Genomic DNA, 11,917 nt, shown 5'->3' on the forward strand with positions numbered 1-11,917 from the left:
ACCCGGACCCGGGCCCCGTCTCACCACCGCACCGCCGTGAAGTCGACCGGCCGCGGCCGCAGTTCCCGCGTGCGGGCGGCCAGTCCCCGCATCCGGGCGGCCATTTCGTCGGCGGGCAACTGCTTGCGTCCGCCGTGACCGGGCAGCAGCCACTCGAAGCGCAGCCCGGCGACGGTACGGTCCAGGGAGGCGGCCAGTTCCTCGATGGAGTACCAGGTGACGGTGTCCGCCACCTCGATGTCGCCGGTCGTGCGCGACCAGTAGAAGCTGTCCCCGCTGAAGCAGTACCGCTCGTCGGCGACGAAGAGCACGCTGCCCTCGGTGTGGCCGGGCAGCGGCTGGGCGAGCACGCCGTCGGCGATCTCCGTGGGCCGGGTGCCGCGCAGGACGTGGTCCGCGTCGGGCACGGAATCCAGGTCGCCTTCGTGTATCCACAGCCGGGCCCCGAAACGGTCGGCGTAGCGGCGGCCGTGCGCCGCGTGGTCCCGGTGGGTGAGCAGCACGTCGGTGACGGGGCCGAGCGCCTCGTACCGGGCGGCCAGGGGCTCGCTCCAGCGCGGCGTGTCCACCATCATCAGCGTGCCGCCGGGTCGGTGCAGGAGGTAGGAGTTGGCTCCGGCGGTGTGCGGGGAGTTGTGGCCGCAGAACAGGACGTCGGTGGTGCCGAGCCGCAGGGGGTAGGGGTCCAGGGCCGGGTCGAGCCGGCGGTCGGGGTGCCGGATGGAGCGGGTGGGGCACGCGAACGCCGCGGCGAGCAGCTGCCGTTCCTCGGCCGCGCCGCGCGGCTGCCGTACGACCTCGGAGCGGCCGCCGGTCTCGGCTATCAGGCCGGGGGCGAGCTGCCGGGCGACGTCGCAGTTGGTGCAGCGGTGGTCGACGTACCAATCGTTCATGGCATGCCTCATTCCTCGGGCTTGGGGCGGCTTGTGCGGAGTGCGTACGAAAACGGGTGCGTAGGTAGAGGTAACGCGCCCGGCCGCGGAAGAGGAAGGGGTGTCAGGTCTTGTTTCTCCTGCTCAAGGGGTATCTCGCACAGCGCTGCGACGTGATGGGTTCATGACAAGGCGATGCGGCGGCCCGGAAGGCGGGCGGGCCCCCGCGCCGTCGGCCGCCCGCCCTCACCCCGGCTGCAACTCCCGCACCCGCTCCGGCCGTCCGGTCACCCCCGCGGGCATCGCCGGATGCCGCCCGATCAGGACGATGCCGCCCACGACCGCCACCAGCCCGGCCGCCTCCCAGGCGAGCGCCCCGGCGGTCACGTTCAGCCGGTCGCCCAGGAAGCCGACCCCGCAGACGATGCCCGCCAGCGGCTGGGCCGCCGTCAGCGCGGGCAGCGACATGCGCAGCGGCGCCGTCTCGAAGGCGCTCTGCACCAGCACCAGCGCGACGACCCCCAGCGCGAGCACCGCGTACGGTTCCCAGCCGGTGAGCAGCGCCGTCCAGCCGCCGCGCCCGAACCGCTCGCCGCTGATCCGGGTCAGGGCGTCCTGGAGCCCGTACAGCAGCCCGGCCGCCACCCCCAGCAGCGCCGCCTCCCGGCTCATCCGTACGCGCTTGGCGCAGGCCGCCAGCAGCAACGCGAGCCCGAGTACGGCGCCCATGACCAGCCAGTGCCGCACCGGGGCGGCCACGCCGCGGCCGCCGTGCGGCTCACCGGCCACGATGAACGCCGTCACCCCGCCCGCCAGCAGCCACAGGCCGCTCCACCCCTGCCGGCCGAGCCGCTGCCGGGTGAGGTACCGGGACAGGGCCATCGCGAAGAGCAGGTTGGTCGCCAGCAGTGGCTCGACGAGGGTGACCTCCCCCATGCCGAGCGCCACCGCGCCCAGTGCCATGCCGGCGGCCATGCACCCGATGCCGGCCGGCCAGCGCGGCATCCGGGCCAGGTCGAGCAGCAGGCGCAGGGAGAGGAAGTCCTGCATCGGCGCGTGCCGGGCCGCACGCTGCTGGAGCACGAATCCGACGCCCAGACAGCCGGCCGCGCTCACGGCCAGCAGGAACACCGTCACGTCAGGCACCTCAAGTCTGCTGAGAAGGCGGGGGCTTCGCCGACCCTGGTCGCCGTGCGGCCGCCCGTCGCCCGTTTGCCGCCCGCCCTTCGGCACCGGGTCCGCCCGAGTACCCCGTACGAGTGGCACCGGAACCCGCGGTTGACGCGCGGTCCGCCCGCGCTGAGGATCGGTAGCCACGATGGCGGCCGGGGCCTCCGGTGCGCCGCGGCGAGGAGAGAAGACTGGCGGTCATGGCCTACGACGCTGATGTGATCGTGATCGGAGCGGGTCTGGCGGGCCTCGCGGCCACCGCCGAGCTCGCCGAGGCGGGACGCAAGGTGATCCTCCTGGACCAGGAGCCCGCGAGCGGCCTCGGCGGTCAGGCCCACTGGTCCTTCGGCGGTCTCTTCCTCGTCGGCTCGCCCGAGCAACGGCGGCTGCGCATCCGCGACAGTCACGCGCTGGCCTGGCAGGACTGGCTCGGCGCGGCCGGTTTCGACCGCCCCGAGGACCACTGGCCGCGCCAGTGGGCCGAGGCGTACGTCGACTTCGCGGCGGGCGAGAAGCGCCCGTGGCTGCACCGGCAGGGCGTCCGCTTCTTCCCGGTCGTCGGCTGGGCCGAGCGCGGCGGCTACGAAGCCACCGGGCACGGCAACTCCGTACCGCGCTTCCACATCACCTGGGGCACCGGGCCCGGCCTGGTCGCACCGTTCGAACGGCGGGTACGGGCCGGTGTCGCGCGCGGCCTGGTGGAGCTGCGCTTCCGGCACCGCGTCACCGGCCTGGCGCGCAGCGCGGGCGCGGTCGACACCGTCACCGGCGAGATCCTGGAGCCGTCGGACGCCGAGCGCGGCACGCCCAGCAGCCGCGCGGTGGCCGGCGCCTTCGAACTGCGCGCCCAGGCCGTGATCGTCACCTCGGGCGGCATCGGCGGCAACCACGACCTGGTGCGCGCCAACTGGCCCGCACGCCTCGGCACCCCGCCGGAGCGCCTGCTGTCCGGGGTGCCCGCGCACGTGGACGGTCTGATGCTGGGCGTCGCCGAGGCGGCCGGCGGCCGGATCGTCAACCGGGACCGCATGTGGCACTACACCGAGGGCATCGACAACTGGAACCCCGTCTGGCCCCGGCACGGCATCCGCATCCTGTCCGGCCCGTCACCGCTGTGGCTGGACGCGCACGGCAAACGGCTGCCGGTACCGCTCTTCCCCGGCTTCGACACGCTCGGCACCCTCGAACACATCATGCGGACCGGCCACGCCCACACCTGGTTCGTCCTCACCCAGAAGATCATCGAGAAGGAGTTCACCCTCTCCGGCTCCGAACAGAACCCTGACCTGACCGGGCGCAGCGTCCGGGAGGTGCTGAGGCGGCCGTTGCCCGGCGCTCCCGGCCCGGTGCAGGCGTTCATGGACCGGGGCGCGGACTTCATCGTCGAGCGCTCGCTCGGCGATCTCGTACGGCGGATGAACCGGCTCACCGAGAAGCCGCTGCTCGACGAGGCCGCCCTGCGCCGAGAGATCGTCGCGCGCGACCGCGAGATCGCCAACTCCTTCACCAAGGACCTCCAGGTCACCGCCATGCGCGGAGCGCGCAAGTACCTGGGCGACCGGCTGATCCGCACCGCGTCCCCGCACCGGCTGCTCGATCCGAAGGCCGGCCCGCTGATCGCCGTACGGCTGAACATCCTCACCCGCAAGACCCTCGGCGGCCTGGAGACCGACCTGTCCGCACGGGTCCTGGCCGAGGGCGGCGAACCGCTGCCGGGCGTGTACGCGGCGGGGGAGGCGGCGGGCTTCGGCGGCGGTGGCGTGCACGGCTACCGGTCGCTGGAGGGCACCTTCCTGGGCGGCTGCATCTTCTCGGGACGCACGGCGGGACGGGCGGCGGCGAAGGCGGTGGGCTGAGCGCGGGGGAGCCGGGCCGGGGGCCGGCTGCCGGGCCGCCCCGCCCCGACGCTTATTGACAAGTGTGTTGACGGGCAAGGGAGTTGGCTTTTCGGTCATTCTCCGAACCGCCTTGACGCGAAGCTGTGCCGCCGGGTTTGCTGTGCGTGACCTGATGGTGTCGATCAGTGCACCGAATCCGCACACACGCGTCCGGGATGCGGCGCGTCCGGAGGTGAAGCGCGTCGTGGAGTGTTCCTGCCCGTGACCCCTCCGCCCCCTCTGCCGCTGGGCCGGTCCCGCCGCAAGGACGCGCCGGTCCTCGACCCGGCCCTGGACGACGTCCAGCTCGCCGCCTCCGTCGACGCCCTGGCGCACGGACGCTGGGTCCGGGTACGGACCCTGCTGGCCGACACCGGTACGGACTGGGACCTGCGGGGCCACCGGCTGGTGGTGCTCGCCGAAGGCGCGGCCAGCGCCGCCTGGGCCGGTGACTGGCGTCTCGCCGAACCGGACAGCGCCGACGCCGCCACCCTGCTGGCCTGCGCCCTGGTCTTCCAGGCGCTGCGCGGCCGGAGCGACCAGGACGCCGCGCGCGAGGCCTGCCTGCTCGCCGCCGCCATGGCGCCCCGCGACCCGACCCCGTGGCTCGGTCTGCTGATCCTCGCCCGCCGCACCGGCACCCCCGACGAACGCGAGCACGCCTTCGACCAGGTGCGGGCCCGGCACCCGGACCACCATCACGCCCACCACCTGATGGCCGCCTGCCTGGCCGAGCAGCGGCAGAACGGCGCCGACGACCCGCTGCACCAGGTCTACGACTTCGCGTACTGGGCCGCCGAACAGGCCCCCGCCGACTCGCCGCTGGCGATCCTGCCCGTCGTCGCCCACGCCGAGCGCTACCGGGCCCTGGCCGCCGCCGGTCTCGAACCGGCGGACCCGGCCGCCTCCGCCCACTGGTCCACCCGCCGCGCCCGCCAGGTCATGAAGGCGGCCTTCGACTGGTGGCTGGAGTGGGAGGGCGAGGACCACCCGCGCCGCAAGGTGGACCTCAACTTCCTCGCGCACGCCAAGTACCACGAGGGGCGGATGGCGGAGGCCGCCGCGCTCTTCCACCGCATCGGCCCGCACGTCACCGCCGCTCCCTGGTCCTACCCCGACCGGGACGCCCGCAAGGCGTTCAAGGCGGCCCGCGCCACGGCCTTCCGCACCGCTTGACCCCTTGCGCCCGGCCCCACCCGGCGCACGCACCACGTACGCAGCACCACCGGCACCACGTAGCACCATCAGCACCACCGGCACGGCATACGCAGTACCACTGGTACGCCGTACGCAGTACCACCCGCACCATGCACCACGCACGACGCGCACCCCCGACTCCGCGCTCCACGGAAAGGACACCTCCGCGCCATGCTGACGAGCAGTACGGGTAACAAGAGCAAGCTGGGACGCACGGAACGCACGGGACGTGCCGGAAGTCCGGGCGGTCCAGGGGAGATCAGCACCTTCAAGGGCCAGGACCGGGCCCTGCGCGCCGGCCGCATCGGCACCGCGGGCCTGCTGCTGTCCGTGCTGGCCGCCAGCGCGCCCCTGATGGTGGTGGCCGGTGTCATGGTCACCACGTACCAGGTCATGGGCATCGTCGGGCAGCCGCTGCTGTTCGTCATCCTGGGCGCGGTGATGGCGCTGTTCAGCGTCGGCTACGCGGAGATGAGCCGGCATGTGCACAACGCCGGCGCCTTCTACGCGTACATCGCGCGCGGCCTCGGCGGCACGGCGGGCGCCGGCGCCTCCTTCGTCGCGCTCGCCGCGTACAGCGCCCTGCAGTTCGGCATCTACGGCATCTTCGGCTTCGAGGTGACCGGGCTGCTCGGCAGACACTTCGGCGTCACCGTCTCCTGGTGGGTGCCCGCGCTCCTCGGCGTCGCCCTGATCGGGGTGCTCGGCGCGCTGAAGATCGACCTGAACGCCAAGGTGCTGGGCGTGCTGCTCGCCGCCGAGGTCGTCCTGATCGCCGTCCTCGACATCGCCTTCGCCGCCGAACCGGGGCCGCAGGGCCTGTCGCTGCACGCCTTCGACCCGGCCACCCTCGGCGGCGCGGGCCTGGGCACCGCGCTGTGCTTCGCCGTCGCCGCGTTCGTCGGCTTCGAACAGGCCCCCGTCTACGCCGAGGAGACCAGCCGGCCGCAGACGGTCGTGGCGCGGGTGATGTTCCTCGCCGTCGGCTTCGTCGCGGTCTTCTTCGCGCTCAGCTCCTGGCTGATCGGTGTCGCCACCGGCCCGGACCACGTCGTCGGCACGGCGGGCAAGGAGGGCCCCGGCCTGATCTTCGCCCTCACCGGCCCGCGGCTCGGCGGCACGTTCACCGACATCCTGCACCTCTTCTTCGTGACCGGCATCTTCGCCTCGATGCTCAGCTTCCACAACGTGGTGGCCCGCTACGCCTTCGCGATGGGCCGCGAGGGTCTGCTGCCCGCCGCGCTCGGCCGTACCGTCAGGTCCAGCGGCGCCCCGGCGCTCGGCTCGCTCCTCCAGTCCGTCATCTCGCTGCTCGTCGTGGGCGTCTTCGCGCTCACCGACCGCCATCCGGACGGCGACCCCACCACTCCGGTACTGAAACTGTTCACCTGGGGCGGCAACGTGGGCGCGCTCGGCGTGATCGTGCTGATGGCCACCGCGTCGGTCGCCGTCATCGCGTTCTTCGTACGGCGCGGAGCGGGCCGGGCGCAGGCCGGGCGGCTGCTGGCCGCCGGACTGGCCGCGCTGGCGCTGCTGACCGTACTGGTCTACGCCGTCAAGGACTTCGGCGTCCTGGTCAGCGCGGAGGCGGGGTCGGCGCTGACCTGGGTGCTGCCCGGCGTCATCGGGCTGGCCGCGGTGGTCGGACTCGGGTACGGACGGGTGCTGCGCGCCCGGCGGCCGCAGGTGCACGCCCGTATCGGCCTGGGCAACGAGGCGTTCCAACTGGAGAAGGCGGCGAGCACGCCGTCCCCGTCGTCCCCGCGTGAGGAGAGCTGACCGATGGCACACGGCACGCCGGAACCGCAGCCGCCCGCTCCCGCCCCGCACCCCCTCGACCCGCTCACCGCCGACGAGATCACCGCGGCCCGCGCCGTGCTGCACGGCGCGGGCCTGGTGGGGGACACCACCCGGTTCCCGCTCGTCCTGCCGGACGAGCCGGACCGGCACACCGTCGCCGCCCACCGCCCCGGCGACCCGGTCGTCCGCCGGGTGCGCGTGACCCTCCTGGACACCGCGACCGGCACCGCCGCCGAGGCGGTGGTGGACGTCGGCGCCCGCGTCCTGCTCGCCCACCGCCCGCTGGACCCGGCGGCGGACGGCCAGCCGCCCGTGCTCTTCGAGGAGTACGAGCGCTGCGACGAGATCGTCAAGGCCGACCCGGGCTGGCGCAAGGCCATGGCCGAGCGCGGCATCACCGACACCTCGCTCGCCGTCTGCGCACCGCTGGCCGCCGGCAACTTCGGCCGGGCCGAGGAGACCGGGCGCCGGATGCTGCGCTCGCTGACGTTCCTGCGCTGCGAAACGGCCGACAATCCCTTCGCGCACCCCGTGGGCGGCCTGGTCGCCGACGTGGACCTGACCGAGCGGCGGGTCGTCCGGCTCATCGACACCGGCGCGGTGCCGGTGCCCGCCGCCTGCGGGCGCTACGAGGCCGAGTTCAACGGCCCGGCGCGCACCGACCTGAAGGCCCTGGAGACCAGCCAGCCCGACGGCCCCTCCTTCACCCTGGACGGACACCGCCTGAGCTGGCAGAACTGGTCACTGCGGCTGGACTTCAACGCCCGCGAGGGCCTGGTCCTGCACGAGCTGTCCTACCGTGACGGCGACCGCGTACGGCCCGTACTGCACCGCGCCTCGCTCGCCGAGATGGCCGTCCCGTACGCCGACCCCGGCCCGGACCGCAACTGGATCTGCTACCTGGACGTCGGCGAGTACACCCTCGGCCGCAACGCCAACGCCCTGCGGCTGGGCTGCGACTGCCTCGGCGAGATCCGGTACGTGGACGCCGTCCTCCCCGACGACCACGGGAGACCGCAGACGCTGCCCAACGCCGTCTGCATCCACGAGGAGGACCACGGCCTCCTGTGGAAGCACACCAACATGTTCAGCGGGTTCTCCGCCGAGAGCCGCCGCTCCCGCCGCCTGGTCGTCTCGTGCATCGCCACGCTCGGCAACTACGACTACGGCTTCTACTGGTACCTGTACCAGGACGGCGGTGTCGAGTTCGAGGTCAAGTCCACCGGCCTGGTGCAGACCTCGGCGGCCGAGCCGGGCACGGTCTCCCCGTACGCCACCGAGGTCGCCCCCGGCCTCCAGGCCCCGTACCACCAGCACCTGTTCTGCGCCCGGCTGGACCCGGCGGTGGACGGCCACGCGAACACGGTGGAGGAGGTCGACATCGTCCGGCTCCCCATGGGCCCCGACAACCCCAACGGCAACGCCTTCACCGTCCGCGCCACCCCCGTCACCGACTCGGGGGAAGGCGGACGGCTGGCCGACCCGGCCGTCGGCCGCCGCTGGCGGATCACCAACCCCGCCGCCCGCAACCGGACCGGACAGCCGGTCGCGTACACCCTGACCCCGCAGCCGTCCGGCCCGCCGCTCCTCGCACAGCCCGGCTCCGCGGTCGCCGCGCGGGTCGCCTACGCCGCCAAGCACCTGTGGATCACCCGGAGCGCGGCCGGCCGCCGCTACCCGGTCGGTGACTACCCCAACCAGCACCCCGGCGGCGCGGGCGTCCCCGAGTGGTCACGACCCGGCGAGTCCCTGGAGAACACCGCCCTCACGCTCTGGCACTGCTTCGGGCCGACGCACCTGCCGCGTCTGGAGGACTGGCCGGTCATGCCGGTCGACCGCTGCGGGTTCACGCTCCGGCCGACCGGGTTCTTCGACCGGAACCCGACCCTGGACCTGCCCCGGGAGAGCGGCGCGGGCGGGCACTGCCACGCTCAGGGGAGGTGAGCGGGCCGTCTGGTGGGTGAGGCGGGGCGCCGGTGTCCGGTCTTCCGGTGGGCGAGGCGGGCCGGCGCCTGGCCGTCAGGCTGCCGCCGGTCCGTCCAGCGGCGTCGGCTCCCACGCGCGCCGCAGCTGCGCGCGCAGCAACGGCAGCGGACTGTCGTCGATGCCGCGGAGCCGGTCGGAGAGGAGCGTCAGCGTGTCGCAGCGGGCCAGTTGCAGCGCACGGGCGCACCCGCCGCGGCCGAACCCGGCGGCCTCCGCGATCCGTACGGCGGCCACCGCGCCGACCGAGATCGCGAGGCCCGCGACGTCCTCGGCGGGGTCGCCGGTCACCGCGTCCGTCCAGTCCAGCACGCCGCTGATCCGGCCGTCCTCGGCGACGAGCAGGTGCTCTCCCTTGAGGTCGTTGTGCACCAGCGTGCCGGGTGCGGTGGCGCTCTCCGCCCCCGGCACGCGCAGCCTCGGCAACCGGTCGGCCGTGAACTCGCCGCGCGCGGCGACGGCCTCCGCCGCCGCCGTGGCGCGGCGCAGCAGCCCCGGCATGTTGCGCGGTGCCTCCGGCGGCACGCCCAGCGCCTCGGCGGACCCCACCGGCACCTCGGCGAGCAGGACGAGCAGCCGCGCCAGCCCGGCCTCGCCCGCCGCCGTCACCGGGCGCAGTTCGGCGGAGACCCCGCCCAGCCGGGTGTCCAGGGTGAAGGCCCGCCCGCGCGCCCACTCACCGCTCGCCACACTGACCGGCACCGGCACCCCGACCCGGCCCCCGATCAGCTCGCGCAACCCGACCTCCCGGCGCAGCCGCTCCGAACCGCCCCGGTCCAGCGCGCACCGGGCCACGTGGTCCGGCCCCACCCACCAGGACGCGTGGTCGCCGCCCTCGCCGATGGGCCGGACGTCGGCCGAGGTCGCGCCGGGAACGGTGTCCTGGGCCAGCCGGGCCACCTCTGCGGCCTCCGGCCAACGTTCATCCGTCATGATCGCCATCATGCCGCAGGGGGCCGCCGGGGGGCGGGCAACCGGCCGTCGGCCCTGAAGCTCCTGTGAGCCGCCGCCCCTCAGTCCTCCAGCGCCTCCCGCACCCGGCGCGACACGGTGAACGTGTACAGGTCCAGCACGCCCGGCGGCTCCGCGAGGCCGGGTCCGCCGGCCTTGATCCAGGCGGCGACGTCGTCCAGCGCCCCGTCGTCGTTGACCAGGCCCAGCCACACCGGGCGACCGCCCGCGGCCCGGCCCGCGCGGGACGGCTGGACCACGACGACGTTGGCCTGGTCGCAGACGTCCAGGCAGTCCGAGGCGCGGACCTCGGCCGCCCCCGCCAGCGCGGCCCGCAGCCGGGGTATCTGCGCCGCGTGGTCCACGCCCGGGACCTTGCGCGGATCACCGCAGCAGCAGCCGCGGCAGACGGTGACGCGGCAAGGGGTTTCGGCGGGCGCGCGGCCGGAACGCTTATTGATCATTCGGCCCATGCTACGCGGGGTAGGTATCGCCCCCATGACCTCCATGACGCACACCACCCGGACCGTACCGGGCCCCAAAGGAGTCCCGTTCCTGGGCTCGATGTTCGACCTGCGGCGGTCCACCCTGGAGACGTTCACCCGCGCCCGGCGCGAACACGGCGACCTCGTCCGCTTCGTGGCCGGACCGCCCGGCCTGCGCAGCGTCTTCCACGCGGTCTTCTCGCCCGAGGGCAGCCAGCAGATACTGGCGTCCGAGGCGGCGAACTTCCGCAAGGACCACCCGTTCTACGAAGAGGTCCGGCAGCCCTTCGGCAACGGCCTGCTGACCAGCCAGGACGCCGACTACCTGCGTCAACGCCGCATTGTGCAGCCGCTGTTCACCAAGCGCCGGGTGGACGGGTACGCGGCGGCCGTGGCGTCCGAGGCGCAGGCCGTCGCCGACCGCTGGCGTACCCCGCCCGGCGGCACCGTCGACCTGGTGGGCGAGATGAACCGGCTCGCGCTGCGCACCGTCTCCCGCATCCTGTTCGGTACGGACGTGGAGGCCGCGGTCGCCACCGTGCACCGTTGCTTCCCGGTGATCAACAAGTATGTGGTGCGGCGCGGCTTCTCACCCCGTAACCTGCCCCGCCGCTGGCCGACCCCCGCCAACCGGAAGGCCGCCGCGGCGACGGCCGAGCTGAACGCCGTCTGCGACAGCATCGCCGCCGGGCGGCGGGCCGCCGGAGCCCCCGGCGACGGCGAGGGCGCTGACCTCCTTACGCTCCTCACCCGCGCGGGCACCGAGGAGGACGGCGGCCTGGACGCCACCGAGATCCGCGAACAGGTGCTGGTCTTCCTGCTGGCCGGGCACGAGACGACCGCGACCTCGCTGGCCTTCACCCTCCACCTGCTCGCCCGGCACCCCGGGGAACAGGCACGGGTACGGGAGGAGATCGACGCCGTACTGGCGGGGCGCGACCCCGAGGCCGCCGACCTGGACCGGCTGCCGAAGCTGACCATGGCCCTCAAGGAGGCGATGCGGCTGTACCCGGCGGCGCCGGTGGTCAGCCGGCGCGGCGTCGCGGCCACCGAGATCGGCGGGTACCGCATCCCGGACGGCGCCGACGTGATCGTCTCGCCCTGGGTGACCCACCGGCACCCGGACCTGTGGGAGGACCCGGAACGCTTCGATCCGCTGCGGTTCACACCGGAGCGCGAGGCGGCACGCCACCGGTACGCGTGGTTCCCCTTCGGCGGCGGCCCGCGGGCCTGCATCGGGCAGCACTTCTCGATGCTGGAGTCCGTGCTGGCGGCGGCGGTCCTGCTGCGGTCGTACGAGCTGACGGCGGTGGACCGGGACGTGCCGCTCACCGCGGGGATCACCTTGCAGGCGGCCGGACCGGCGCGGGTGCGGCTGCGCGCGGTGGGGTGACGTACGTACGGGCCGGGGCGGTCGCGGGCCGGGCGCGGGCGGCGGTGTGAACGCGCCGCGCCGCCGGGCGCGACGAAAAATGCGTTGAAGTTCCGGCGGCGCGCCTCGTACCGTTCTTTCCGTTCCCATCGCCGCCGACAGGAGTAGGCCGTTGCTCGTCTGAGGTCCTGAGACACCGCGCCCACGGCG

General features: G+C 74.1%; 9 protein-coding genes. 5 read left to right on the forward strand and 4 right to left on the reverse strand.

The genetic code is table 11. The annotated features are described in order from the left end of the window. Positions 1-20 precede the first annotated feature (20 nt). Positions 21-893 (reverse strand): MBL fold metallo-hydrolase, encoded by an 873-nt coding sequence (locus OEIGOIKO_RS33650; protein ID WP_174857262.1) that lies wholly within the window; start codon positions 891-893, stop codon positions 21-23. 225 nt (positions 894-1,118) lie between these two features. After that, positions 1,119-2,009: a DMT family transporter gene (locus tag OEIGOIKO_RS33655; RefSeq protein WP_125057207.1), complete on the reverse strand. Its 891-nt coding sequence runs from the start codon at positions 2,007-2,009 to the stop codon at positions 1,119-1,121. A 233-nt stretch (positions 2,010-2,242) separates the two neighbouring features. On the opposite strand from OEIGOIKO_RS33655, the gene OEIGOIKO_RS33660 reads away from it, so the two are divergent. The 4 genes from OEIGOIKO_RS33660 to OEIGOIKO_RS33675 all read left to right on the forward strand — a co-directional run bounded on the left by OEIGOIKO_RS33660 (position 2,243) and on the right by OEIGOIKO_RS33675 (position 8,860). Next, positions 2,243-3,898 (forward strand): FAD-binding dehydrogenase, encoded by a 1,656-nt coding sequence (locus OEIGOIKO_RS33660; RefSeq protein ID WP_125057208.1) that lies wholly within the window; start codon positions 2,243-2,245, stop codon positions 3,896-3,898. A 243-nt stretch (positions 3,899-4,141) separates the two neighbouring features. Continuing rightward, positions 4,142-5,095: a hypothetical protein gene (locus tag OEIGOIKO_RS33665; protein ID WP_125057209.1), complete on the forward strand. Its 954-nt coding sequence runs from the start codon at positions 4,142-4,144 to the stop codon at positions 5,093-5,095. Positions 5,096-5,287: 192 nt separating this feature from the next. Next, complete coding sequence (locus OEIGOIKO_RS33670; RefSeq protein ID WP_174857263.1) at positions 5,288-6,895, forward strand: APC family permease; 1,608 nt, start codon at positions 5,288-5,290, stop codon at positions 6,893-6,895. Between the two features lie 3 nt (positions 6,896-6,898). Beyond that, on the forward strand, positions 6,899-8,860 hold the full coding sequence (locus OEIGOIKO_RS33675; protein WP_125057210.1) for a primary-amine oxidase: 1,962 nt from the start codon (positions 6,899-6,901) through the stop codon (positions 8,858-8,860). Positions 8,861-8,935: 75 nt separating this feature from the next. On the opposite strand, the gene OEIGOIKO_RS33680 is transcribed toward OEIGOIKO_RS33675, so the two are convergent. Both OEIGOIKO_RS33680 and OEIGOIKO_RS33685 read right to left on the reverse strand, forming a co-directional pair. After that, a complete protein-coding gene (locus OEIGOIKO_RS33680) occupies positions 8,936-9,832 on the reverse strand; it encodes a phosphotransferase family protein (protein WP_246177708.1) in 897 nt (298 codons plus the stop codon). A gap of 80 nt (positions 9,833-9,912) precedes the next feature. Next, a complete protein-coding gene (locus tag OEIGOIKO_RS33685) occupies positions 9,913-10,314 on the reverse strand; it encodes a (2Fe-2S) ferredoxin domain-containing protein (protein WP_125057212.1) in 402 nt (133 codons plus the stop codon). Positions 10,315-10,357: 43 nt separating this feature from the next. On the opposite strand from OEIGOIKO_RS33685, the gene OEIGOIKO_RS33690 reads away from it, so the two are divergent. Continuing rightward, positions 10,358-11,728: a cytochrome P450 gene (locus OEIGOIKO_RS33690; protein WP_125059304.1), complete on the forward strand. Its 1,371-nt coding sequence runs from the start codon at positions 10,358-10,360 to the stop codon at positions 11,726-11,728. Positions 11,729-11,917: the final 189 nt, after the last annotated feature.

Origin of the sequence: Streptomyces paromomycinus (genome assembly GCF_003865155.1) — a bacterium.
Classification (GTDB): Bacteria; Actinomycetota; Actinomycetes; order Streptomycetales; family Streptomycetaceae; genus Streptomyces; species Streptomyces chrestomyceticus.

Coding starts and splice junctions, on each gene's coding strand:
- OEIGOIKO_RS33685 (WP_125057212.1), bottom strand. CDS start 10,314: ATGATCAATAAGCGTTCCGGCCGCGCGCCCGCCGAAACCCCTTGCCGC.
- OEIGOIKO_RS33660 (WP_125057208.1), top strand. CDS start 2,243: ATGGCCTACGACGCTGATGTGATCGTGATCGGAGCGGGTCTGGCGGGC.
- OEIGOIKO_RS33680 (WP_246177708.1), bottom strand. CDS start 9,832: ATGACGGATGAACGTTGGCCGGAGGCCGCAGAGGTGGCCCGGCTGGCC.
- OEIGOIKO_RS33650 (WP_174857262.1), bottom strand. CDS start 893: ATGAACGATTGGTACGTCGACCACCGCTGCACCAACTGCGACGTCGCC.
- OEIGOIKO_RS33670 (WP_174857263.1), top strand. CDS start 5,288: ATGCTGACGAGCAGTACGGGTAACAAGAGCAAGCTGGGACGCACGGAA.
- OEIGOIKO_RS33675 (WP_125057210.1), top strand. CDS start 6,899: ATGGCACACGGCACGCCGGAACCGCAGCCGCCCGCTCCCGCCCCGCAC.
- OEIGOIKO_RS33690 (WP_125059304.1), top strand. CDS start 10,358: ATGACGCACACCACCCGGACCGTACCGGGCCCCAAAGGAGTCCCGTTC.